24 protein-coding genes are annotated in these 23,918 nt (G+C 41.2%); 18 read left to right on the top strand and 6 right to left on the bottom strand.

Features of this window, described 5'->3' with window-relative positions:
• Nucleotides 1-262 precede the first annotated feature (262 nt).
• Both rpsD and P9989_RS14080 read right to left on the bottom strand, forming a co-directional pair.
• Nucleotides 263-865: a 30S ribosomal protein S4 gene (gene rpsD, locus P9989_RS14085; protein WP_283075518.1), complete on the bottom strand. Its 603-nt coding sequence runs from the start codon at nucleotides 863-865 to the stop codon at nucleotides 263-265.
• A gap of 347 nt (nucleotides 866-1,212) precedes the next feature.
• Nucleotides 1,213-1,692, bottom strand: coding sequence for a GAF domain-containing protein (locus P9989_RS14080; RefSeq protein ID WP_283075517.1), 480 nt, complete (start codon nucleotides 1,690-1,692; stop codon nucleotides 1,213-1,215).
• A gap of 122 nt (nucleotides 1,693-1,814) precedes the next feature.
• Between P9989_RS14080 and refZ the strand changes: the two genes are divergently transcribed.
• Entirely contained in the window at nucleotides 1,815-2,423 is a 609-nt protein-coding gene (refZ, locus tag P9989_RS14075) for a forespore capture DNA-binding protein RefZ (protein WP_283075516.1), read from the top strand.
• Here the strand turns inward: refZ and hisJ are convergent.
• On the bottom strand, nucleotides 2,413-3,213 hold the full coding sequence (gene hisJ / locus P9989_RS14070; protein ID WP_283075515.1) for a histidinol-phosphatase HisJ: 801 nt from the start codon (nucleotides 3,211-3,213) through the stop codon (nucleotides 2,413-2,415). The genes refZ and hisJ overlap by 11 nt on opposite strands.
• A 159-nt stretch (nucleotides 3,214-3,372) precedes the next feature.
• Between hisJ and ezrA the strand changes: the two genes are divergently transcribed.
• From ezrA to P9989_RS14050, 4 genes are all read left to right on the top strand, one after another.
• The gene (ezrA, locus tag P9989_RS14065; RefSeq protein WP_283075514.1) at nucleotides 3,373-5,064 is read left to right on the top strand and encodes a septation ring formation regulator EzrA; all 1,692 of its coding nucleotides are present in this window, start codon (nucleotides 3,373-3,375) and stop codon (nucleotides 5,062-5,064) included.
• Between the two features lie 133 nt (nucleotides 5,065-5,197).
• Nucleotides 5,198-6,331 carry a cysteine desulfurase family protein gene (locus P9989_RS14060; protein WP_283075513.1) on the top strand — a complete coding sequence of 378 codons (1,134 nt, stop codon included), beginning with the start codon at nucleotides 5,198-5,200 and terminating at the stop codon, nucleotides 6,329-6,331.
• Between the two features lie 10 nt (nucleotides 6,332-6,341).
• Entirely contained in the window at nucleotides 6,342-7,544 is a 1,203-nt protein-coding gene (gene thiI, locus P9989_RS14055) for a tRNA uracil 4-sulfurtransferase ThiI (RefSeq protein WP_283075512.1), read from the top strand.
• A gap of 155 nt (nucleotides 7,545-7,699) precedes the next feature.
• Complete coding sequence (locus P9989_RS14050) at nucleotides 7,700-9,289, top strand: amidohydrolase (RefSeq protein WP_283075511.1); 1,590 nt, start codon at nucleotides 7,700-7,702, stop codon at nucleotides 9,287-9,289.
• A 47-nt stretch (nucleotides 9,290-9,336) separates the two neighbouring features.
• Here the strand turns inward: P9989_RS14050 and P9989_RS14045 are convergent, their stop codons facing one another.
• The gene (locus P9989_RS14045) at nucleotides 9,337-10,140 is read right to left on the bottom strand and encodes an NAD kinase (RefSeq protein ID WP_283075510.1); all 804 of its coding nucleotides are present in this window, start codon (nucleotides 10,138-10,140) and stop codon (nucleotides 9,337-9,339) included.
• 244 nt (nucleotides 10,141-10,384) lie between these two features.
• On the opposite strand from P9989_RS14045, the gene P9989_RS14040 reads away from it, so the two are divergent.
• The 4 genes from P9989_RS14040 to P9989_RS14025 all read left to right on the top strand — a co-directional run bounded on the left by P9989_RS14040 (nucleotide 10,385) and on the right by P9989_RS14025 (nucleotide 14,156).
• A complete protein-coding gene (locus P9989_RS14040) occupies nucleotides 10,385-11,377 on the top strand; it encodes a class I SAM-dependent methyltransferase (protein ID WP_283078926.1) in 993 nt (330 codons plus the stop codon).
• A gap of 122 nt (nucleotides 11,378-11,499) precedes the next feature.
• Nucleotides 11,500-12,687 (top strand): acetate kinase, encoded by a 1,188-nt coding sequence (locus tag P9989_RS14035; RefSeq protein ID WP_283075509.1) that lies wholly within the window; start codon nucleotides 11,500-11,502, stop codon nucleotides 12,685-12,687.
• Between the two features lie 128 nt (nucleotides 12,688-12,815).
• Entirely contained in the window at nucleotides 12,816-13,640 is an 825-nt protein-coding gene (locus tag P9989_RS14030; protein ID WP_283075508.1) for an EcsC family protein, read from the top strand.
• A gap of 3 nt (nucleotides 13,641-13,643) precedes the next feature.
• Nucleotides 13,644-14,156 (top strand): MogA/MoaB family molybdenum cofactor biosynthesis protein, encoded by a 513-nt coding sequence (locus tag P9989_RS14025; protein ID WP_283075507.1) that lies wholly within the window; start codon nucleotides 13,644-13,646, stop codon nucleotides 14,154-14,156.
• 108 nt (nucleotides 14,157-14,264) lie between these two features.
• Here the strand turns inward: P9989_RS14025 and P9989_RS14020 are convergent, their stop codons facing one another.
• Entirely contained in the window at nucleotides 14,265-14,720 is a 456-nt protein-coding gene (locus tag P9989_RS14020; protein WP_283078925.1) for a universal stress protein, read from the bottom strand.
• 270 nt (nucleotides 14,721-14,990) lie between these two features.
• On the opposite strand from P9989_RS14020, the gene P9989_RS14015 reads away from it, so the two are divergent.
• The 9 genes from P9989_RS14015 (at nucleotide 14,991) to P9989_RS13975 (ending at nucleotide 23,424) form a co-directional block, all read left to right on the top strand.
• Entirely contained in the window at nucleotides 14,991-15,749 is a 759-nt protein-coding gene (locus tag P9989_RS14015) for an SDR family oxidoreductase (protein ID WP_283075506.1), read from the top strand.
• A 171-nt stretch (nucleotides 15,750-15,920) separates the two neighbouring features.
• Entirely contained in the window at nucleotides 15,921-17,039 is a 1,119-nt protein-coding gene (ald, locus tag P9989_RS14010; protein WP_283075505.1) for an alanine dehydrogenase, read from the top strand.
• 127 nt (nucleotides 17,040-17,166) lie between these two features.
• The gene (locus P9989_RS14005; RefSeq protein WP_283075504.1) at nucleotides 17,167-17,676 is read left to right on the top strand and encodes a DUF4178 domain-containing protein; all 510 of its coding nucleotides are present in this window, start codon (nucleotides 17,167-17,169) and stop codon (nucleotides 17,674-17,676) included.
• A 15-nt stretch (nucleotides 17,677-17,691) separates the two neighbouring features.
• Nucleotides 17,692-18,363: a PspA/IM30 family protein gene (locus tag P9989_RS14000; protein WP_283075503.1), complete on the top strand. Its 672-nt coding sequence runs from the start codon at nucleotides 17,692-17,694 to the stop codon at nucleotides 18,361-18,363.
• 72 nt (nucleotides 18,364-18,435) lie between these two features.
• Nucleotides 18,436-19,107: a DUF4247 domain-containing protein gene (locus P9989_RS13995; protein ID WP_283075502.1), complete on the top strand. Its 672-nt coding sequence runs from the start codon at nucleotides 18,436-18,438 to the stop codon at nucleotides 19,105-19,107.
• Nucleotides 19,108-19,120: 13 nt separating this feature from the next.
• Nucleotides 19,121-19,516 carry a DUF350 domain-containing protein gene (locus P9989_RS13990; RefSeq protein ID WP_283075501.1) on the top strand — a complete coding sequence of 132 codons (396 nt, stop codon included), beginning with the start codon at nucleotides 19,121-19,123 and terminating at the stop codon, nucleotides 19,514-19,516.
• Nucleotides 19,517-19,626: 110 nt separating this feature from the next.
• Complete coding sequence (locus P9989_RS13985; RefSeq protein ID WP_283075500.1) at nucleotides 19,627-21,177, top strand: polyamine aminopropyltransferase; 1,551 nt, start codon at nucleotides 19,627-19,629, stop codon at nucleotides 21,175-21,177.
• A 30-nt stretch (nucleotides 21,178-21,207) separates the two neighbouring features.
• Entirely contained in the window at nucleotides 21,208-21,888 is a 681-nt protein-coding gene (locus P9989_RS13980) for a metal-dependent hydrolase (RefSeq protein WP_283078924.1), read from the top strand.
• A gap of 222 nt (nucleotides 21,889-22,110) precedes the next feature.
• Complete coding sequence (locus tag P9989_RS13975; RefSeq protein ID WP_283075499.1) at nucleotides 22,111-23,424, top strand: DRTGG domain-containing protein; 1,314 nt, start codon at nucleotides 22,111-22,113, stop codon at nucleotides 23,422-23,424.
• Between the two features lie 78 nt (nucleotides 23,425-23,502).
• On the opposite strand, the gene P9989_RS13970 is transcribed toward P9989_RS13975, so the two are convergent.
• Nucleotides 23,503-23,793 (bottom strand): YtpI family protein, encoded by a 291-nt coding sequence (locus P9989_RS13970; protein ID WP_283075498.1) that lies wholly within the window; start codon nucleotides 23,791-23,793, stop codon nucleotides 23,503-23,505.
• Nucleotides 23,794-23,918: the final 125 nt, after the last annotated feature.

Genomic DNA, 23,918 nt, shown 5'->3' with positions numbered 1-23,918 from the left:
GAACGGTCCTGTTCCAACGCCGAACTACCCTACGTTGTGGGGGTCACTGAGTCGATTGACTAGTTTTTGCATGACTTGAGTGGAACTGGAGAGGCTACTTCATTTAAGCTTACCCTTAGTTAAGTATTTTTATTGCTCATTATTTACCAAAAACCGCCACCTCAGGTCACCCATTTATTGGATGACCTGAGGTGGCGGTTTTTGCCATTTTATTCATAAAAGAAAACCACCCTGAATGGGGTGGTTTTCATAGAATAGGCTATTAACGAGAGTAGAACTCAACGATAAGAGCTTCATTAATTTCAGCTGGAAGTTCAGAACGCTCAGGGTAGCGAGAGTAAGATCCTTCTGCCTTATCAGCATCAAAAGAAAGATACTCCGGTACGAAGTTGCTCACTTCAACAGCTTCCTGTACGATGTTTAGGTTCTGTGATTTCTCACGAAGACCAATTACTTGGCCAGGGGCAACGCGGTATGATGGAATATCTACGCGGCCGCCATCAACAGTTACGTGACCGTGGTTTACTAGCTGACGAGCTTGTGGGCGCGTACGTGCTAGACCTAGACGGTACACAAGGTTATCTAAACGAGATTCAAGGAGAATCATGAAGTTCTCACCATGAATACCTTTCATGTTACCAGCTTCTTCGAACAAGCGACGGAATTGACGCTCAGTTAAGCCGTACATGAAACGAAGCTTCTGCTTCTCTTGAAGCTGAAGTCCGTATTCAGATTGTTTTCTTCTTTGATTTGGACCATGCTGTCCAGGAGCGTAAGGACGCTTGTCTAGTTCCTTACCAGTTCCACTTAAAGAAATGCCATAACGACGTGATTTTTTCCAGGTTGATCCTGTATAACGTGCCATTGGTATTTCCTCCTCTTTTATTTTATTTTGCATAAAATAAAAACAGTGTGTTCCTTGTAACGCTGTACATTTTGTTTTCATGCACCATCGCTCCAGCAGCAGAGAGTTACGCGATGCACCTCTTAAACGAGGAACAAAATGAAGACAGTCGCCGGATTCACATAGGCTGCCATTTATTTTACACAAAGGCTATTATAGAATTTTTATAGATATAAGTCAAGGATGAATCCTGTCCAGACTATTAGCTTACATTAAATTCTCGAATAAGAAACAATAAAACCGCTCCATCATATAGAAGAGCGGCTGTAATCTGTTATTAAGTTATTAAGAGAGCCTAAATCATACTATTAAAGATGTTTTTCAAGAGTTTTAACGAATAACGATAGAAATTCTTCATCTGTATCGTCAAATCTGCCTACAGACGGACTGTCAATATCGAGGACACCGTATATAGAACCATCTTTGAAGATAGGAACGACAACTTCTGATTGGCTGGCTGCATCACAAGCAATATGTCCCGGGAAAGCATTCACATCGTGAACTCGTTGAGAGGTACCTTCCGAAACAGCAGTTCCACAGACGCCTTTACCAGCTGGAATACGGACACATGCCGGGAGCCCCTGGAATGGTCCTAAGACCAGCTCATCCTCTCTCCACACATAAAAACCGACCCAGTTCACATTTTCTAGAAATTGATTAAGCAAGGAAGATGCATTTGCCAGGTTGGCTATTTGATCGGGTTCACCCTCGAGCAGTGCATCAAGCTGTTTAATGAGCAGGTGATATTGTTCTTGTTTTGTACCTTTATACTGTGTGGTCTGAAACATGATAAAGCCTCCTATGATTTAATTATTTCGACAGGATTCCTGCCGGAATGTCGGGAATTGATGTACGATTCTTAAAGGATTTTAACGGATAATGGGGAACTCCTCTAGTAAGGAGGAATTCAATGATGAACCGTCAAAATACAACAAGACAAAAGGTGTTAGATGTCGCCAGCCAGCTTTTCTATAGTCAAGGGTTTAACGGAACATCTGTCCGGGATATCGCCAACCGTGCACAGGTTAACGTGTCATTGATTCATTACTATTTCAAGAGTAAACAAGGGTTGTTTGAGTCTTTAGCCGTTCATTACTTTGAACCGTACCTTGAGATGATTGAGCAAGAACTAAATGCAAATTTGGAGCAAAATTTAGAATCATTAGTGAAAAGAATTTTACAATATAAGCAGGAACATTATCAACTTTCCTGTTTGGTGAATCGTGAATTAACGTTGAACACTGTTTTTGCCAGAGAAATGTTAGTCACCTATTTAGCTAAAGAGAACCATCTCTTCACAAAACTTCTATTTAATAAATCGAGCAAACTTGAGGTTACTTATAAAGAAAAGCTATGCTTGGTACAGCTAAAAGGTCTGTTAAATGCTCCATTTGTAATGCCGCTTGAATTCCAGGAGTCCCTTTTAACAGATACTTCTGTTTCTCATTTTATCGACGTTTACAGTTCACTCATGATGGAACGTAAAGCGTTGAAGGCGAGGCGGGTCTTTAGCGTATAATAGAAGTGTCAATAGATGAATAGCCTTGCTTTAACGAAGAACTGTTGTGTGCATCCGAACCATAAATAAGCGGAATTCCTTTTGCGGAAGCCTTCCGAGCGATGTTTATTGGCGGATAGGCTTCTTTGCATTGTTCTTTTTTTATACCGGCTCCATTATAATCAAGAGTCATCCCTTTGTTCCTGACAGATTCAAGTAAGGATTCAGCCATTTGTTCCCATCCTTGCGGCGGTTCATATAACCTCTGAAATTTTTTAATAAGGGTCATATGTCCAATCCTGTTCGGCTTGAAGGAGCCTAAATCAGTTAAAACAGATTGAAGGAGTATATCAAAATATAGTTTATAGAGTTGCCACTGATCACCAATAGCCGCAAGAGCACTTTTATACATATCCGAACTGTAATCTATGCAGTACCAATCATTATGAATGGGGAGAAAGTGGACAGATAGGATGCTGTCGTCAAGGGAAGGTCCGTATTCATTTAATAAACTCTCAGTTTCTTTCTCAAATCCTCGAATATAATCAACTTCCAGTCCTATCTGTACATTAATATCAGGAGCATAGGATCTCTTCACTTTTTCTAAATCCCTGATATATGATTCAAGCGCATTTGCATCCATCCCACTGTCTCTTAATGGAACAGGATCAATGAAGGAAGAGGGCAAAGGGGCATGTTCAGTAAACGTCAATGAATCATACCCGAATTCAATGGCCTTTTCCACATAGGAATCAAAGGAGTCAGAAGTCCCGTGTGGACAATATGGAGAGTGTACGTGACCGTCAATCATAAACTTTCACCTGCTTTCCTTGCATTAATTGTCAATATGTTAATAAATTTGAAATATTTTAGCCAAAATGATTACATACATGATATCATAAGAAGTATCTAAATTTTATTAATATGATCGTAATGATCCGTGAACGTGCATTTTGTAAGGAGGCTGTTTATGAGGTACTTCATTGGGGGCATTCTAGTACTAATCGCACTGATCATCATTGGATTGATCTGGCGAAAAAAAGTGTATGATGAAGTCGACCGTTTAGAAGGATGGAAGATGGATATCATGAATCGAAATGTGACAGAGGAACTATCCCGTGTAAAATCATTAAACCTTTCGGGTCAAACCCAGGAGCGGTTTGAGACGTGGCGTAACCGCTGGGATCAAATTCTAACCAGAGAACTTCCTGATTTAGAAGAGCATTTGTTTGATGCGGAAGAGGCAGCTGACCGTTATCGGTTTAAGCGGGTAAGAAAAGCCTTGAACCACACAGAAAATGAATTGAAATCAGTTGAGCGGGATATTGAAGAGATGTTCGATGAATTGGAAATGCTGCTTGATTCGGAGAAAAGCAGCCGTTTGGAACTTGAATCTCTGGCGCCCGACCTGAAGGAACTAAAGAAGAAGCTGATACATAACCGTTATCAATACGGTAAAGCGGTTCAGGTTTTTGAAACGAGAACCGAAGAACTTGAGACTGAATTAATGCAGTACGAAGAGGAAATCGAGCAAGGGAACTATTTGGAGGCAAATGACCTTGTTCACTCTATTCGTGAAAAGCTTAGCCTTTTATCTGAAGAAGCAGCTGTTTTCCCTGACCGTCTGAAAAAAAGTCAAACGGAACTTCCAGAACAGTTAACTGAGCTCCTAGCAGGAATTAAAGACATGGAAGAAGACGGCTATCGTGTCTCTCATCTAAGCTTAGAGCCAGAGGTGGAAAATTATCAAGAACAATTGAAAAATGCTGTCGAACGTTTAGAAAAGGGAGATCAAGAAGATGTGCAATCTCTTATTGATGAGATAGAGGTTCGAGTTCAAGAAATCTATCAAACACTGGAACAAGAAGCCCTAGCTCATACATTTGTAGGACAACAGCATCCATCCTTTCAGGCCTCACTTGAGAAGTTAGAAACCATACTCGAAGAAACGAAGCAAGAATTAGAAAGGTTACAAATAACTTATCAAATGGAAACGGATGACGTTGATACGTACCATAGTATTGACCAATCTATGATGTTATTGAAGAAGAAGTATTTGAGCTTCGATAAAAAACTCGAAGATGGGAAAACATCTTTTACGGAGCTGCGTAAAGAACTTGAAGAAGCACAGGAACAACTAGAAGAGGTAAAAGAGAAACATAGTACTTTCAATGAACGGATTCAAACCCTTCGAAAGGATGAAATGGATGCTAAGAATAGACTGTCCGAAATGGAGCAGCTGATCCTCGATACCCATCGCCGATTGAAGAGAAGTAATTTACCAGGAATCCCCATCTATTTCTTTGAAGGAATGCAAAGAGCTAGCGAAGATATTGATGAGGTTTTTCGAAGTTTGGAGACTCAGCCGCTTGATATGGCAGAAGTAAATCTTAAGCTTGAAAAAGCTATTGAGGAAACAGAAGCGATAAATAAAGAAGCTGAGATTGTTATTACAAAAGCTCACCTCGTAGAACGGTTGATCCAGTATGGGAATCGATATCGCAGTCAATACCCACTGCTTGCAGCTGAATTACTTGAAGCGGAAAATGATTTCCGATCCTATCGTTATGAAGAAGCGTTGAATAGAGCTAGTTCGGCCATTAATGAAGTGGATCCAGAGGCACTTAGCCGGATCAAAGAAGGAGAGCAAGTACCCGTTTAAAATAAATAGGCACGATTAACGGAGCTAGTATCCTCGAATGGGTGCTAGCTCTTATTTTTGAGTATAAACATTTAATTTGCCCGCTTGTTATGGTACGATAATGTACTGCGAAATAGGAAAGAGGTGCTTCCTTTTGATATATTTAGATAATAGTGCTACAACTAAACCATTGCCAGAGGTTCTTGAGAGCTTCATGAAATCTGCTGAAAGCTTTTATGCTAACCCATCTTCCGTTCATCAGCTAGGTAGTGACGCTGAAAGGCTGCTTACAAAATCCCGGACACTAGTAGCTGACCTGATGGAACTTGAGGCCAGTGAAGTGTTGTTTACTTCAGGAGGAACAGAGGCGAATAATTTGGCTATAAAGGGAATTGCTTTGAAGCATCAAAATAGAGGGAAACACTTGATTACGACTACAATAGAGCATCCATCCGTTCTTGAAGCTTTCCATTCGTTGGAATCACTTGGGTTTGAGGTAACGTATGTGAACGTAGATGAAGCAGGCCATGTTGATCCAGACGAAATTGATAAAGCTATTCGTAAGGACACGATCTTAGTCAGTGTGATGTCTGTAAATAATGAAATAGGAACCGTTCAGCCTATCGAGGAAATCGGTAGGCTTACTAACAAGTATCCCAAGTTGTTTTTCCATGTCGATCATGTCCAAGGACTAGGAAAAGTACCCATTCATATAAAGGATTGGAGTATTGATTTAGTCTCGATATCTGGTCATAAAATTCACGGTTTAAAAGGAACAGGAGCACTTTTTGTTCGGAAAAATGTTTCTTTGTTTCCTTTATTACATGGAGGAAGGCAAGAACAAGAGAAGCGGGCTGGCACAGAGAATCTTCCGGGAATCGTAGCTTTGGCTAAGGCTATAAGGTTAATCAAGCAGAAGGAGAAGGACCATTTGCAGGAGTTAAAAGCGTTGCAAGGTGATTTAAAACAACAACTCCGGCAAATTGATGGCTTGGTGATAAATTCCCCTGAAAATGGTGCACCGCATATCGTTAATATTTCACTGCCTGGTTTTAAACCGGAAGTGCTCATCCATAAACTTGCCGAGAACGAAATATATATTTCAACAAAATCAGCTTGTTCTTCTAAGCAGTCAGATGTAAGTGCTGTATTAGAGGCGTGCAAGTTAGAAGCTGAAAGGTCTACATCTTCTCTGAGAATAAGCTTATCTTATCAAAATACAAAAGCTGAAATCGATCAGTTTGTACAAGCACTAAAAAGTGCGGTTGTTCATGTAACGCATCAATAAGGAGGTAACTATGGAATTTGATCATATATTAATTCGCTATGGTGAAATGTTTATAAAAGGGAAGAACAGGAGGAAATTCGAAAGTAAACTGCAAAGTAACCTGATTAAAAAGTTAAAAGAGTTTCCAAGTGTTCGGGTTTCTAAAAAAAGAGAGCGAATGTATGTGCTTTTAAACGGGACAGACCCTCATCCTGTCATGAAAAAGTGTCAGCAAGTTTTTGGCATTCATACATTAAGTTTTGCTATTAAAGTTAATAAGAGTGAGGAAGAAATTAAACAGGCGGCCCTATATGCCATAAACGATGCACCAGAGGCACGTACCTTTAAGGTCTCATCAAAACGAGCGGACAAGGATTTTCCGATTGGTTCTCAAGATCTGAATCATATTATCGGAGGTTATGTGCTCTCGAATACAGAAGGGATCACTGTTGACGTTCATAACCCTGATGTTGAGTTAAAAGTAGAGTTAAGAAATGGAGCCGCATATATTACAGCAAAAGATTACCCTGGAGCAGGTGGTCTCCCTGTTGGGACATCTGGCAAGTCACTCTTGCTTCTATCAGGAGGGATAGATAGTCCTGTAGCCGGTTTTTTGACAATGAAGCGTGGAGTTGAACTAGAGGCGATACATTTTCACTCCCCACCTTATACAAGTGAGCGGGCTAAACAAAAAGTGCTGGACCTCGCAGGCGAACTTTCCAAATATGGTACGAAGGTTAAAGTCCATATCATCCCATTTACGAACATCCAGCAAAAAATTCACCGGGAAATGCCTGAAGGTTACAGTATGACGATCATGAGAAGAATGATGATGAGAATTAGTGAGCAACTAGCGGATCGAGAGGGAATTCTATCCTTAAACACCGGGGAAAGCCTTGGCCAAGTGGCTAGCCAGACAATGGAAAGCATGAACACGATTAATGAAGTAACCAACTTGCCGATCCTTCGCCCGTTAGCAGCAATGGATAAGCTTGAAATTATCGAGGTCTCCAGGAAAATCGGTACTTATAATATATCTGTGCTGCCTTACGAAGACTGTTGTACCATCTTTGTACCGAAAGCTCCTAAAACGAAGCCCACAAGAGAAAAAGCCAATTTTTATGAATCCAAAGTTGATTTTAGTCAGGATATTGCAGAGGCTATCAATCAATCCGTTGTTGTTGAAATGGATCGAAACCAAACGGAAAAAGATGAGTTTGATGAATTACTTTAGAAAAAGGCCCACGATGCGCTTAGCATGGTGGGCTTTCGTAGTATATGATGGGTTTGATGATAAGCGCGATAGGCAAATTGCGTCTGCCTCTTAATTTACAATGTGATGTGAATTCCTGTATGGTAAATATAAAAATAATGGGAAGGGGCAGACATATGAAGTTATGGTATGGTGGGAAAATATATACGATGAAAGAAGAAGGAGACTGGGTAGAGGCCGTTATCTCTGATGGAGGAACGATTGTAGCGACAGGGTACACCCAGGAACTTTATGCTGCATATCAGCCTTCGATAACAGAAGAAATCGATTTAAAGGGTGCTGTGATGTACCCTGGTTTTACAGACAGTCACCTTCATATCATCGGGCATGGAGAACGATTAATGCGGCTTGATTTGTCATTTATGAAATCTGCTGAGGAAGTGAAGCAAGCTTTAAGCCTTCATGCTGAACAGCTTGAAAAAGGTAAATGGATCATCGGAGAAGGATGGAATGAGAACCAATGGGAAGACAAACGAATTATACATAAAAAAGAGTTAGATGAACTCACTAAAGACCATCCTATGATGCTTACGCGAGTCTGCCGTCATGCCTTATTAGCCAATTCAAAAGCAATGGAACTTGCAGGTGTTACAGAGCGAACACCCGACCCTCAAGGCGGAGTGATTGTGCGAGATGAACACCTTGAACTAACAGGGTACTTTCATGACCAAGCACAGGAATTAATTAAAAAGGCAACACCTGAAGTGACCCCCCACTATTTAAGAAAAGCAACAGAGCTTGCTGTCAGTGATATGCATGCACACGGACTGGTGGGCGGTCATAGTGAGGATCTCAATTATTATGGAGGCTTTAAGAAAACATTTGACGTCTTTACCGATGTCATTAATGGTCAAGATGTGAAATTCAGGGCTCATTTGCTCGTACATCATGGAGTTATAGAGGATATGGATGCAGAGGGTTTAGGTTTTAAAAAAGGTACGGACTTTGTTGAACTTGGGGCAATGAAAATATTCGCGGATGGAGCGCTTGGTGGACGAACTGCCTGGCTCACAAAAGATTACGCCGATGATAAAGGGAATCAAGGTGTAGCTATCTATACTCGTGAACAGTTGAAAGAACTCGTCCTTAAAGCACGACAAAGACAGATGCCTGTTGCCGTTCATGCAATCGGGGATGCAGCAGTAGAGGCAATTGCTGAGGTAATTATGGAACACCCGATTCAGACGGGAGAGAGAGATCGGATTATCCATGCACAAATTTTAAGTCCGTCTCTCATTAACAAGCTCCAGCAGCTTAATGTCATTCTTGATATTCAGCCGACTTTTGTTGCTTCAGACTTCCCATGGGTGATGGATCGTCTCGGTCTTGTTCGTCTAAAAACCTCATACTCCTGGAAAACTTTGCTGGATGAAGGGATTGTTTGTGCAGGTGGCTCGGATGCACCGATCGAAGAGATCGATCCATTACTTGGAATTCGGGCTGCAGTCGATCGCAGGTCCACCTACGACAATGAAGTGTATCAGGTCGAGGAGCGCCTGACGGTTTATGAGGCTGTTTCTTTATACACGAAGGGGAGCGCTTATGCGATGGGGAAAGAAGATGCTCATGGAATCCTTGAAAAAAATTACGTTGCCGATTTTACTGTTTTAGACCGTGATTTATTTGCTCTTAAGCCGCATGAATTAACCGATGCAACGGTAATGATGACTGTGGTAGATGGTGAAATTATGTATCAGCGAGTATAAATGAAAAGCCAGGCGATCGTCTGCCCGGCTTTTCCAAATGAATCCTTTTATAGAAAGGTGCGCTGAACCCGTTCCCAATAAGAGTTATTTTTCAGCTTGACTGTTTTAATAACCTTATCACTTAATTTCACAGTGATATCTTGAATGTTTCGTATTGAAAATGCCTCGTTATCCATGCCGATGATAGGGTAATCATTGCCGTCCTGCCGAACGCTTAAACGAAGAGTACGTTCTGAACTTAAAATAAAGGAAGACCCAAGTGTCCGGTACCGATTATTGTTCAATGAGGCAAGTTCACTGACCTGGAAGCATGGAAGTTTAGGATCAACTACAGCTCCCTTGGTTGATTTATTATAGCCAGTACTACCTGTTGGTGTGGCTACGATAAGGCCATCTCCTCTGAACGTCTCGAAATGAATCTCATCGATATAAACATCGATAACGACTGATTTAATCAATGTAGAACGAACGCTGCATTCATTAAGACAAAGATAGCTCGATTCTTCATTTACCGTAGATTCAATAACCGGGAAACGTCTGACTTCAAGTTCGGCGTGCAGCATGGAATGAACCATGTCATTGTAATGATCAAGATTAAAGTCGCAATACAATCCGGCTTCATCTTTTGTCCTGACTCCGACGTACAAACAATCTTGTCGAAAGCCTGTCTTTCTTACTGCCTGGAGGAAAGTACCGTCTCCACCTACCGATACGATGATATTTGCATCTTTTGATTCGTCTACAAGCGTAAAGTCGTTTTCTTTTGCCAGCCGGTAAAGTGGTTCCAGTTTCTCTTCCAGCTCAGGGTCAGGGTGGTAATAAAAATAGAGATTTCTGCGTTGGTTATCCATCTGAGAAAGCCTCCTTCATATCATTCACCATGTATTTTACCATTTAGGCAATTAAATGGATAGATGATCGGTCTGGGTGACTTGGGGAAGTCATGTATTTGAGATGGTTTAGTGTTGAAGTGGATGCCTATTTCCGGTATGGTTAGAATTAGAATTAAGCACGTTTGAGGAACGCATACCTTGCAGATTCGCAATGCGTTCCTTTCGTATGAAATAAGGTTATGATGGAGACAGGAGGATCATGATGAAACAAGAAAACGTAGAGGCATTATATATTTGGATCGATGAAACAGCTACAATCATTGAAATGGATTTGAATGTTACGTACCTGGAGGGAATTGCTGAAACACTGGATACGTTGTTTAACGGACAGCCTTTTGAGGATATAGATGACCAGCTCTCAACTAAATTAAATAATCAGCTGGTGAAAATAAAGAGTGATGAATATAGCAAAGAGGAAGTACGTAAAGCCATACAGCTGGGAATATTAAAAGGAATGAAAGATGCAACGCAACAGCAGCACCTCATTACACCCGATTCCGTAGCTATGTTTATGGGGTATATAGCATCTAAGCTATTTGAAGGTGAAGAGCAGTTGAAATTATTTGACCCAGCCGCCGGGACAGGGAATTTAATGACGGCTGTCATCAATCAACTTGATATGGAGATTACAGCTTACGGAAGTGAAGTAGACCAAACATTGATCCAACTGGCTTTAGCTAATGCGAACTTGCAAAAAAATCATGTTGAGTTTTTCCATCAGGATAGTCTGCGTCCATTTTTAATGGAACCGGTAGATTTTGTGTTTGCTGATCTTCCAGTTGGTTATTATCCTGATGATGGCCAGGCTAAACAGTACAAGCTTAAGGCGGAAGAAGATCATTCGTATGCCCATCATTTATTTATTGAACAAGGGTTAAACTATACGAAAGACGGCGGTTATTTAATGTTTATTGTACCGAACTTCCTCTTTGACAGTGATCAATCTCAGCAACTCAACGAGTTTCTTAGGGAAGAAGCCCATATAGTCGGGATGCTGCAGCTATCAGACTCTCTATTCAAGGATGAGAAGCACGGAAAAAGCATCTTAATTTTGCAAAAGAAAGGTCAATCCACAACAGCACCTAAGCAAGCATTGCTCGTTCAGCTTCCGTCCTTTAAGAATCCGGACGCAATGGCGGATATTCTAGCTCAAATGAATCAGTGGTTTCAAGATTATAAAGCGATAGAAAAGTGAGAAAATAAGAAATATATCAAGTAAACGTTATCATATTCCTTAGACCTTGAAAACGAGTCTGGCTGGTGGTTAAATGGTATTGGCAGAAAGATACGAACCTATATTTAAGGGGATGAGCAACGTTGAATAATATTCTTGCGATAAATGCAGGCAGTTCTTCTTTAAAGTTTCAATTGATTGAAATGCCGGAGGAAACCGTCGTGACAAAAGGACTTATAGAGCGAATCGGACTAGATGATGCTGTATTTACAATAGAGTTTAATGGTGAAAAAGATAAAACTGTAACAGAAATTCCCGACCACAGTGAAGCTGTTTCTTTACTTTTAGATAAGCTGACAGGTCATGGAATTATTCAATCACTTGACGAAATCGATGGGGTAGGACACCGTGTCGTGCACGGAGGAGAGCGGTTCAGTGATTCTGTCTTGATCACGGATGAAGTCATCCAGGAAATTGAGGATGTATCTGACCTTGCTCCACTGCACAATCCTGCTAACTTAACCGGAATTCAAGCATTCAGGGGGCTAATGCCAAATGTTCCTCATGTAGCTGTATTTGATACAGCGTTCCACCAGACGATGCCGGAACAATCGTACTTATATAGCTTGCCTTACGAGTATTATGAGCAATATGGAATTCGTAAGTACGGTTTCCATGGTACATCCCATAAGTATGTTTCTGAGCGTGCAGCGGAAATGCTTGGACGCCCTGTAGAACAGCTTCGTCTGCTTTCCTGTCACCTTGGAAATGGTGCAAGTATTGCAGCAATTGAAGGTGGCAAATCTATTGATACATCCATGGGATTCACACCACTTGCCGGAGTTACGATGGGAACTCGTTCAGGAAATATTGATCCTGCTCTTATTCCATTCATTATGGATAAAACAGGGAAATCAGCAAATGAAGTGATGAATGTGCTAAATAAAGAAAGTGGAATGCTTGCTTTATCAGGTTTCTCAAGTGATTTGCGTGACATTGAGGAAAAAGCTTCAGTGGGGGATGAGCGTGCTGAACTTGCGCTGGAGGTTTTTGCTAATCGCATTCACAAATACATCGGTTCCTACGCTTCTCGTATGCATGGGATTGATGGGATTATTTTCACAGCAGGTGTTGGGGAAAATAGTACATCCATTCGTGAACGCGTGTTAAAAGGCTTAGAGTTTATGGGAGTTTATTGGGATCCTTCTCTTAACCAGGTGCGTGGGAAAGAAGCGTTTGTCAATTATCCGCATTCTCCTGTTAAAGTGATGGTCATTCCAACGAATGAAGAGGTTATGATTGCTCGCGATACAGTTGAAAAAGGCTTATAAATCGGAGAAGAGTTAGACAGTCGATGTCTAACTCTTTTTTTGAATAAACAACCTTCCTAAACCATTTTCATTTTTCATCGATACGAGCTACAATTAGGCTAGTGAAAGGTATTGAAGGAGGGGTGTTTTTGACAAAGAAAAGAGTGATAGAGGGGATTGAAACGTGGCGGGAGCACCAGTCGAGTTATCAAGCCAATGATTTTGAGATGATGTACGATGATTGGATCCGTGACTCCTTTAGCCGCATCAGTCCGGAAGTAAAGCAAAAGTTCTTTTCAAAACTGGATGGCTGGCTATTTCATACCCATGCTTTTCTTCAGAGTTCTGCTTTCCAAAACGATGCACGTGAACGCATATTAATGGTTGGGCGGATTTTTCAGTCAAATGTCACTCACATTGAAGACATGAAGCAGCTTGATGTCAATCAACTAACGTACATAGCAGATCAGCAGGTAGCCAGAGGCCGTTTGTATTCGTTTGCTCAAGGCGGGTTAACTGGTACGGGAGGGTGGCTGTTACTGGGGATAGACTTCCCGCTTATGACCATATTGAATTTGCGGGCAGTTCAGCTAGTTGGCTTGACATTTGGTCACGAGATGAATCACCCCTATGAGATGATGATTTCGTTTAAAGTGTTTCATGCAGCTATGCTGCCTAAGCGACTGCAAGAAGCTGCTTGGGATCAATTGATAGAGGAAATCAAGTTGACTCAGCATCCCTATGTATATGAAGGAGAGGACCAGCTCACGGATGAAACATGGTTTGAGCAGCCTATGAAGCAGGCATTCAAGTCATTGTTTATCCTCGTGTTCAAAAGAAAGCTATTCCAGGGCATTCCTCTTATTAGTGTAGCGGTCGGGGCTTATTCCAACTACCAATTGACGAAGCAAATGACTGAATTCGCTATGAAATTTTACCAATACCGTCATTTATTAATGGAGAAGGAGGTCTAGAGAATGGCTGTGGAGCAACACAAGCAAAACGCACCTCATGCAGTGCGCTGTATGGTTGTTACTATTAGCGATACAAGGACGAAAGAAACGGATAAGAGTGGACGATTAATGATCGAAAAGCTCACAGCCAAGGATCATCAAGTTAACAATTATCTAATAGTTAAAGATGAGATAAGCACCATAAGGGATGCAGTGCAGCAAGGGATTATGGACGAACAAATTGATGTTGTGTTAACTAACGGGGGCACGGGGATAGCAAAGAGAGACGTGACGATCGAAACCGTGACGTCAATGTTTGATAAAGAAATTCCTGGTTTTGGTGAGTTATTTCGGATGCTTAGTTATACGGAAGACATTGGTTCGGCTGCGCTCTTATCCCGAGCAACAGCCGGTGTAGCCCGCAGAACGGCTGTCTTTTCTACACCAGGGTCGAGCGGGGCAGTGAAACTAGCAATGGACAGTCTGGTCTTACCCGAGATCACTCACGTAGTAAGAGAAGTGCAGAAAGATTATTGAATGAAAGAACAAAGATAAGCATCTTGGCAGAAACGAGAGAGGATGTTCTTAGTCGAGCATCTTCTCTCGTATGGAGCCAATGAAAAAAGATACTGAAATTAGCTTCATTTATTCTTCTTCCGCGTTATCTTCACGTACCACGAGTACATCGCAACTCGCATATCTTATGATGTGCTCGGAAACACTGCCGATAAAGAAGCGTTCCATGACGTTTAAGCCAGTAGCCCCGCAAATGATTAAATCGGCTTTGTGCTTGGGAGCGACATCTTTGGCGATTTTCACTTTAGGGGAACCGTAATCAATATCAATCACTACATTGGTTACACCTGCAGCTTCTGCTTTGCTTCGGTAATCCTCAAGTAATTCCGTGGCGTATTTCTCGGCCCGAATAGCAAGCGAACGGTCGTATGCTTCTACGGTTGAAAACGCACGAGTGTCGACAATGTGGGCAAGGATCAATTTTGATTGATTCCGATTAGCGATATCGATGGCCTTATTAAAGGCTACCTCCGCAGTTTCAGACCCATCAACGGCGACGACGATATCTTTGTACTCAAATGTCATCATGAACTCTCCCTTCCGTTAATTACCTTTATTATAACACGATAAAAGTTGTGACAGTGCTTACATATGAAGCGGTTAGTGATTTTTTTCATATTCCGTAATATACATATAGAGGCAATTTAGCTGAACCTTAATCTTTGTTTATAGTACAGTATATGTATAAACGGTCAGTATTCACACCCAAGGCGAAAAAAGGAACTATGTTTCCCATACAGAGTGATCATAACGAAATCGAACATAAGCAACCTGATAATAGAAGGGAGAATACATATGCGGCACGCAATCATTACAGCAGGGACAAAAGGGTTGGGGAAGAAAGTGACAGAGCAATTTCTCAAGGCAGATCATACGGTTACCGTCACTTATCGAACAGATGAAAAGAAAGCTAAGGAGCTATTGGAACAATATAGTGAACTATCAGATAGAATACAGTTGGTTCAAGTAGATGTTACTTCTCAATTTGATTTGAAACAACTGGTTGAAAAAGCAGTAGGCCGCTTTGGACGGATAGATTTTCTGATCAATAATGCAGGCCCTTATATTTTTGAAAGAAAGAAGCTGGTCGATTACAGCGATGACGAATGGAACGATATGATCAGAGGGAATCTTGATGCTGCGTTTTATTTACTCAAACAGATTATTCCTGTTATGAGGACTCAAGCGTTTGGACGAATTATTAACTATGGTTTTCAAGGGGCAGGTACCTCGTCAGGGTGGATCTACCGCTCAGCCTTTGCTGCTGCGAAGGTTGGTTTAGTATCATTAACGAAAACGATCGCCTTTGAAGAAGCTGAAAATGGTATAACATCGAACATGGTATGTCCAGGCAATATTACTGGTGATATGAAGGAAGCGACTATCGAACAAGGCAAAAAAATAAAAGGTGATAAAACACCGATCGGCAGACCTGGAACCGGTGAGGATATAGCCCGAACGATCGCCTTTCTATGTGAAGAACAGTCAGATATGATAACGGGGACCATTTATGAAGTCACGGGTGGGCTAGATGTCATTAATCGATATCGTTGAAAGAAGATCCTTCATTTTTTTGACCATGACTACAGTTTCTTACATGAATTTGATACAATGAAAGGGCTTACAGAATAGTCTTCTGTTCACTTGTAAAAAATGAAGTTATAGCTGATTTTGACAGGAAGTGAGGTTTACCCTGGTCGAATCGAAGTAGGAGGTTGAGTATTCGTGAAAATAGGTGTGCCCAGAGAAGTGAAAAATAACGAAAACCGTGTTGCTATGACACCGGCCGGAGTGATTACTTTACAGAATTCCGGACATCAGGTTTTTGTTGAAACAAATGCAGGTGTTGGGTCTAGCTTTACAGATGAGCAATACAAAGAAGCTGGTGCTACAATCGTTTCCACAGCAAAAGAAGCATGGGGGCAGGAAATGGTTATGAAAGTGAAAGAGCCGCTTCCAGAAGAATATGATTTCTTTTATGAAGGACTTATCTTATTTACTTATTTACACTTAGCTCCAGAACCAGAATTAACAAAAGCTTTGATCGATCGAAAAGTGGTTGCCATTGCTTATGAAACGGTACAGCTGGCTAATGGTTCATTGCCTTTGCTTACTCCGATGAGTGAAGTAGCTGGGCGAATGGCTTCTCAAATCGGAGCGCAGTTCTTAGAAAAATCTCATGGTGGAAGAGGCGTTCTGCTTGGGGGGATTCCTGGTGTAAGAAGAGGTAGAGTAACCATCATAGGTGGAGGGGTTGTAGGAACAAATGCAGCCAAAATTGCAATGGGACTAGGAGCTGATGTTACGATCATCGATCTGAACCCTGAACGTTTGCGGCAGCTTGATGATATTTTCGGTTCAGACATTAATACGTTGATGTCCAATCCATTAAATATCCAAGAAGCACTTGAAGAGTCGGATTTGGTTGTCGGAGCTGTCCTTATCCCGGGGGCAAAAGCACCTAAACTTGTAACAGAAGAAATGGTGAAATCGATGCCTGAAGGGTCAGTCATTGTTGATGTTGCCATCGACCAGGGGGGGATTTTTGAAACAACTGATCGAATTACAACACACGATAATCCGACATATGAAAAACATGGAGTATTACATTACGCTGTAGCCAACATGCCGGGGGCAGTCCCGCGAACATCAACAATCGGTTTGACAAACGTGACGGTTCCTTATGCCCTGCAGCTTGCCAACAAAGGGTACAAACAGGCAAGCAAGGATAATGAAGCGCTCTTTAAAGGAATAAATACTCTTGACGGCTATGTAACCTACCAAGCAGTAGCTGAAGCCCATGGCCTTGATTATGCAAGTGCGGATGAATTATTAAAAGCATAACTTGTCAAATAGTAGGACTTTCTTTCGTTCTGCTGTTTTTTTATAAAAAGTTATAATAAAGTGAAACCAAGTACGGGTTCACCCCGTACATACAGATACAAGGTCTTAGTTGAAGAGAGGTGAGCATTTGGGATTCTTTTCGAAACTGTTTTCAAATAAAAAAACAGAAACTCCCGAAGTGAAAGAAAGAACGGTTCTTAACATTCAGGTAGGTGATATCGTCACATTTGACCTTGTGGATTATGAAGTGGTCGGTAAAATTACTTACCGTGACGGGTCTTATGAATGGTACTCTTATCAACTACTGGAAGGTACTAATATAAAGTGGCTTTCTGCAGAGATGGATGATGTGCTGGAACTGGGTATATATGAGACAATTAAGCTTCCGCAGGATTCCTTTCCCAAGCAAATTGAATATGAAGGTACCACTTATCATAAGGATGAGGAGGGTGAAGCATATGTGACGGGAGAAGGCCGGAGCCAAAATATAAATGGCCGGACCACTCGTTACGCTGAGTATATTTCTAATGATGAGGAAACATACTTATCCTTAGAATCCTGGGGCAGTGAAATTGAAGTGAGCTATGGATATGATATTGAAGCGTATGAAATAAAAATCATAGCCGGTTCTAAATAATAAGGAGGAAATGAAATGTTTAAACTTTTTAATCGGGTCAAAACGGTTGTCGGTGCTGAGCTTAACTCTATGTTAGATAAAGCTGAAGATCCAGTGAAAATGCTGGAGCAATTCATGAGAGATATGGAGAGCGACATCCGTGATGCAGAGAGTGCCGTGGCTAAGCAAATCGCTAATGAAAAAATGCTGAAGCGTAAATATGATGACGCACAGGCATTAAGTGACAAACGCATGAAGCAGGCTGAGAAAGCCATTGAAGCAGGAAATGAAGATTTAGCCCGTCGTGCACTTGAAGATAAAAACAATCATCAGGAACAGGCTGATCAATTTAAAGCTTCACATGAACGTGCAGAGCAGGATTCTAATAATCTTCGTAAGAAACTTGATGAAATGAAGAAAGAGTATCAGGAAATGAAGCTGAAAAAGGATTCGCTTAAAGCAAGAGCAGAATCAGCGAAAACACGCACGAAGATGAACCGTACGATGTCCGGCATTGGCAGTGACGAGTCACGTCAGGGATTTGAAAGAATGGAAGAGAAAGTCATGCAGCATGAAGCGGAGGCTGAGACAAGTGAGGATCTCTCCAAATCAAATCGTTCTCTCGATGATGAGTTTGATGCTTTAGATGATAAAAATAGTGTAGATGATGAATTGGCTGCCCTTAAAAAGAGAATGAATAAAGAGTAATAAAGCGGGAGATGAATCGTGCCTGACTGTACGTTGGGCACGTGTATTTTTTGATGAAGGGAGGGGTTGCACGTGAGAGGTTTTGGCGGAGTTATAATCGTTGTGATCATCGCAGTAGTTCTAGGAATGAATATGTTTGGAAATAATGGTGATTCAAGAGGGATTTCTGGTTCATATACAGAAGATACATATGAAGAGCTGCCTGAGGAACCATCCCGGAATGAAATTATTGATAACATTAATAACACGGATACTTCATCCATTGAAGAATTAATCAGAAAGGGTTTTCCTTTACTTGATACTGTCAAGACTGACAGGGGAATTTCTGAAATTTATATGACACAGGAGCTCACGCTGCCAAAGGTTACTGAGCTCCTTAAAAAGAATATTCCACCTGAAGAAGTAAGCGAACGAAATGATGGGAAACAAGTACTCGTTTATCCAGAGCACTTTGTAATCTTACAGGAAAGCGATGCGGAACCCGGTCTGGTCTTAATTGAATTATCCAGTGACGAATTTGTACGAAACCATTATTCACCGAGCTTTTTCCAAGGATTATTAGCATACTCCTTATTGAATCGAATGCTTGACTCTGATGATTGGGCGAGAAAACGTGCATCAACTTGTCAGTCAACAGGTAATTGCTACGGCGGTTATAACAAGTACGGAGGATACAACTCAGGAAAACCCGGTTCTTTTCGCGGCTCTTCAAACCGCGGCGGCGGACCTGGTGCAGGAAAATAAAGGAGGGAATGGAATGGAACCATTTATAGCCACATTAGGGTATTTCGCTCTAGGCGTAGTTGTTGTAGTGATTGGTTTAGTTTTGTTTGAATGGCTTACGAAGCAATATAAGGATTGGGACGAAATAAGTAACGGAAATCAAGCTGTCGCCATGTCAATTTCAGGAAAGGTTATTGGGATTTGTATTATCTTATCCTTTGCCATTTATCATAGCTTTACGTTATGGGATACCTTGATTTGGGGTGCTGTTGGGGTTGTCTTGCAAATGGTTACTTACTTGTTATTTGAATTATTCATGAGGAAGTTTTCTGTAGAGTCCAAACTCAAAGAAAATAATACAGCTGTTGGAATTGTTTCGATGGGTGTATCAATCGGGCTGGCTTTTGTAATTGGCGCCTCCATTACATAAACAGCGCAGGTGTACTTTCTAATCAAAAAAGAATGTGTTTTGAGCCGCTATGGATTACTGATTCATAGTGGCCTTTTTAAAGTCGGTTGTTTGATGTAGGAGTGAAAACAATGAATAACGAAGCCATAAGAAAGAGCAGGGTAATTTATTGGGCTTCTGGAATTGTCTCGATTTGCGGCATTATTTTTGAAGTGTTGTTCGGCGCGCTGGGCTCATACATACTTGGAGATGGTGTGAAACAATATACGTTGACGATCAGCTTGTTTTTAACTGGTATGGGGATCGGTGCCAGTTTGAGCGAGAAAGTGATGAAGAAATTGATCATTACATTTGTATGGATTGAATTTATGGTTGCGCTAATCGGCGGATTCTCCAGCTTTATGATGTTTGGCATGACAGCATTTGCCCCGGCTGGTTCGGATGCCTTATTTTTATATTTAATCACATTTACGGTCGGTGCACTTACCGGGGTGGAATTGCCGATTTTGATTCGAAAAGCGAATGAAATTGGCGTGGAATTAAGCAGAAGTACTGCAAGAGTGCTGTTCTCAGATTACGCTGGGGGATTAATTGGCGGATTGCTATTCGCTTTTTATTTGCGCCCGCAAATGGGTATGGTGAAGAGTGCTTTCTTTGTCGCTTGTATTAATCTTGGAGTTGCTGTTGTCGTCCTGTACCTATTTAGGCAAGAAATTAAAAAAATGGTCTTTCATGTCTCAGCGGCTGTAGTGATCGGAATATTATTAGTCGGCGGATTATTTTTCGGAGAAGAGATGGCCTTTTCCTTCGAACAAAAGCTCTACCAGGACCCGATTATTTATATGGAGGAAAGTGCCTATCAAAAAATCGTTTTGACTAAAGAACAGGGAGATACTCGACTATATTTAAATGGGTCGCTTCAATTTAGTTCTTCAGATGAGCACCGTTATCACGAAACGCTTGTCCATCCTCCCATGGCTCAAGCAGAAAGCCATGAAGAGGTACTCGTCCTTGGAGGTGGTGATGGATTAGCGGCTCGGGAGTTGTTAGAGTATTCAGATGTAGAGGAGATTACCCTTGTCGATCTCGACCCTTCTGTTACTAATCTGGCCAAGACAAATCATCATTTACTCAATTTAAACGAAGGATCACTTCTCGATGAGAGAGTCACCGTTCATAATAAAGATGCATTTCAGTTTCTTGAAAAAGCAGATCAGTTTTATGATGTGATTATTATTGATTTACCTGATCCGAACAACGAGAGTCTCAATAAATTATATACAAAAGAATTCTATTCCCTCGTTAGAAATCACTTGAAACCTGGCGGAGCAGCCATGATTCAAGCAACGAGTCCTGTCTTTGCAACGGAAGTTTATTGGACAATCAGTGAGACGGTTGCAGCTACAGGGCTTCATATTGAAAACTTCCATGTCGGGATTCCCAGTTTCGGAGATTGGGGATTTGTCATGGCAAGCCGCGAACCTATTGATGTAAGTCAACTTGAGATAACTAAGGAAACTGAATTTCTAACGAGTGAATTATTAAAGTCCCTGACCGTGTTTGGAAATGATGAAGATCGGGAAATTGTAAACAGGGACGGGGAAACCGTTTCATTTGAACCTAATACATTAATTGATCCTAACCTCATTCAAAAATATGAGCACGCATGGCAATATTATTGAGGAGGGTAAAAAGTGAAAAGGAGTGTAAGTGTGAAAGTATCTTATCATGGACATTCTGTTGTAAAAGTTGAAGCTCATGGAAAAACAATTTTGTTTGATCCGTTCATTTCAGATAATGGGAATACGGATTTAAATGCCGATGATGTGCAGGCTGATGTGATTTTATTAACACATGGTCACAATGATCATGTTGGGGACACTTTTGCAATCGCAAATCGCAATGAGTCACAAATCATTGCGCCTTTTGAATTAGCTTCTTATCTGGGAAGTAAAGGGTTAAATACCCATCCGATGTATATTGGAGGCAGTAAGGAATTTGACTTTGGGGAAGTGAAATTCACCCAGGCATTCCACGGTTCTTCTTATACTGAAGAGGATGGAACGATCATATATACAGGAATGCCTACAGGAATTTTATTAACCATTGATGGGAAAACGATTTTCCATGCTGGGGATACTGGATTGTTTACAGATATGAAGATGATTGGCGAACGAAATGATATTGATCTGGCATTTCTCCCAATCGGAGATAACTTTACAATGGGCCCAGAGGACGCATTGACTGCTGCAGAGTGGCTTAACGCGAAACAAGTAGTCCCGGTTCATTACAACACCTTCGATTTAATTAACCAAGATGGTGAAGGTTTTGCTTCAAAAGTGAAACCAGGGAGAGGAAAAGCGTTACAGCCTGGTGATTTAATCGAACTTTAGAGAGATGAGAGACCCGCGGAGATTCCGCGGGTTTTTTGTGCTTGTTTCAGCTAATAAATCTAGATAATCTTCTGCCTCCCTACAACTTTTTTTCTCCGAAAAAGCATGATTAAAAGGTAAGCCTTTGTTTATGTTGTAAAAATTGCGGTTAAACTGTATCACTAGTATAATAACAATCAACGATTAATTTATTAGTACAGTTGGAAAGATTGGTGAGAGAAAATGGCTACCAAACATGAGCAGATTCTGGACCACATAGACTCCCTCTCTGTGGGAAGTAAAATCTCAGTGAGGGGAATAGCAAAGGCTCTAAATGTAAGTGAAGGAACCGCATATCGTGCCATTAAGGAAGCAGAAAATCAGGATCTTGTTAGTACGATCGAACGTGTGGGGACGATCCGAATTGAGAAAAAGAAGAGAGAAAACATAGAACGATTAACGTTCGCTGAAATTATTAACATAGTAGACGGACAAGTGCTTGGTGGAAGGGAAGGGTTATACAAAACATTAAGTAAATTTGTCATTGGGGCTATGAAGCTGGATGCGATGATGCGTTATACGGAAGCTGGTTCGCTTCTGATTGTTGGGAATCGGACGAATGCACACGAGCTCGCAGTAAAAGAAGGTGCTGCGGTATTGGTTACTGGCGGTTTTGATACTACCGACGCTGTTAAGCGACTTGCTGATGAAAAGAAACTGCCTGTTATTTCAACGAGTTATGACACGTTTACGGTTGCTGCCATGATCAACCGCGCTATCTATGATCAGCTTATTAAAAAGGAAATCGTGCTAGTCAATGACATCTACACACCATTCGATGAAGCAAAATTCTTAACAACGAAAGATTGTGTGCAGGACTGGCACCGGCTGAATGAGGAAACTTTGCACAGCAGGTATCCTGTAGTGGATGCAAAGAATCGAGTTGTGGGGATGATTACATCAAAAGACGTAATCGGAAAAGAAAAGCAGGTTAGAATAGATAAGGTTATGACGAAGAATCCGATGATCGTTCATACGAAAACCTCTTTAGCGAATGCTGCCCATATGATGGTCTGGGAAGGGATCGAACTTATGCCTGTGGTAGACCCGGCACATAAGCTTCAAGGGATTATCTCAAGGCAAGATGTATTAAAAGCCCTGCAGCAAATTCAGCGCCAGCCTCAGGTGGGAGAAACCATTGACGATCTCATAACAAGCCAGCTTGAATTAGGGGAAACGGAAAATGGTGAGTTCTTGTTAAAAACAAAAGTGACTCCCCAGATGACCAATCAACTTGGGACTATGTCCTATGGGGTGTTTACATCGCTCATCACAGAATCTACCAGCAGGCTGTTAAGCAAGCATAAAAAAGGAGACTTGGTTGTTGAAAACATATCCGTCTTTTTCATTAAGCCCGTACAATTAGAGAGTGAAATTCAGATTAAGCCAGAGATTCTTGAAGTGGGCAGAAAGTTTGCTAAAGTGGATATAGAAGTGCACCATGATCAGGCTATTGTTGGTAAAGCATTATTAATGGCACAGCTTATAGATAGATAAAACAGCTGCCTCAAAATCGGATTTACATTCCGTATCGATTGAGACAGCTGTTTTTCTCCCTGAATATTAGTTTCAAGGTTATGCACGGTGCTTTCTAAATTCATTCCGGTAATGGCGGGTCATTTTCATGCCAAGCCGCAATTGGAACCCGCCTATGACTAGGAATAGAATTCCAATAAATAAAGAGAGTTGAGTTTCGTAATAAAGATATTGATTGATCCCGAAGAAAAAAACAAAGATGCCAAGGAATACTTTCGCTTTACTGTTCATATAGGATTGTTCTAAAGGATCACGAGACTTTACAAGCATCACTTTATAGTAAATGTAAAGCACAAATGAGATAAGGATAATAATTGGGAAAATGATCAATCTGAATCGACTCCTGATGATAAATAGTTACTCATTAATTGTAGCTTGTTTCTCACGGTTTTGCTACCTATCGCACTAACTTTTGTGTTTTAATTAGAACAGGAATGATAGAGAGAGGGTTGAAA

Origin of the sequence: Halobacillus naozhouensis, from assembly GCF_029714185.1 — a bacterium.
Taxonomy (GTDB): Bacteria; Bacillota; Bacilli; order Bacillales; family Halobacillaceae; genus Halobacillus_A; species Halobacillus_A naozhouensis.
This window is presented reverse-complemented; position numbering and strand designations above follow the sequence as displayed.

What these genes read in the sequence shown, in the direction of transcription:
- P9989_RS14025 (WP_283075507.1), top strand. Translation starts at nt 13,644, where the DNA reads ATGGCTGTGGAGCAACACAAGCAAAACGCACCTCATGCAGTGCGCTGT.
- P9989_RS13975 (WP_283075499.1), top strand. Translation starts at nt 22,111, where the DNA reads ATGGCTACCAAACATGAGCAGATTCTGGACCACATAGACTCCCTCTCT.
- hisJ (WP_283075515.1), bottom strand. Translation starts at nt 3,213, where the DNA reads ATGATTGACGGTCACGTACACTCTCCATATTGTCCACACGGGACTTCT.
- thiI (WP_283075512.1), top strand. Translation starts at nt 6,342, where the DNA reads ATGGAATTTGATCATATATTAATTCGCTATGGTGAAATGTTTATAAAA.
- P9989_RS14050 (WP_283075511.1), top strand. Translation starts at nt 7,700, where the DNA reads ATGAAGTTATGGTATGGTGGGAAAATATATACGATGAAAGAAGAAGGA.
- ezrA (WP_283075514.1), top strand. Translation starts at nt 3,373, where the DNA reads ATGAGGTACTTCATTGGGGGCATTCTAGTACTAATCGCACTGATCATC.
- P9989_RS14020 (WP_283078925.1), bottom strand. Translation starts at nt 14,720, where the DNA reads ATGACATTTGAGTACAAAGATATCGTCGTCGCCGTTGATGGGTCTGAA.
- P9989_RS14040 (WP_283078926.1), top strand. Translation starts at nt 10,385, where the DNA reads ATGAAACAAGAAAACGTAGAGGCATTATATATTTGGATCGATGAAACA.
- P9989_RS14015 (WP_283075506.1), top strand. Translation starts at nt 14,991, where the DNA reads ATGCGGCACGCAATCATTACAGCAGGGACAAAAGGGTTGGGGAAGAAA.
- refZ (WP_283075516.1), top strand. Translation starts at nt 1,815, where the DNA reads ATGATGAACCGTCAAAATACAACAAGACAAAAGGTGTTAGATGTCGCC.
- P9989_RS14080 (WP_283075517.1), bottom strand. Translation starts at nt 1,692, where the DNA reads ATGTTTCAGACCACACAGTATAAAGGTACAAAACAAGAACAATATCAC.
- rpsD (WP_283075518.1), bottom strand. Translation starts at nt 865, where the DNA reads ATGGCACGTTATACAGGATCAACCTGGAAAAAATCACGTCGTTATGGC.
- P9989_RS13985 (WP_283075500.1), top strand. Translation starts at nt 19,627, where the DNA reads ATGAATAACGAAGCCATAAGAAAGAGCAGGGTAATTTATTGGGCTTCT.
- P9989_RS14045 (WP_283075510.1), bottom strand. Translation starts at nt 10,140, where the DNA reads ATGGATAACCAACGCAGAAATCTCTATTTTTATTACCACCCTGACCCT.
- P9989_RS14000 (WP_283075503.1), top strand. Translation starts at nt 17,692, where the DNA reads ATGTTTAAACTTTTTAATCGGGTCAAAACGGTTGTCGGTGCTGAGCTT.
- P9989_RS13990 (WP_283075501.1), top strand. Translation starts at nt 19,121, where the DNA reads ATGGAACCATTTATAGCCACATTAGGGTATTTCGCTCTAGGCGTAGTT.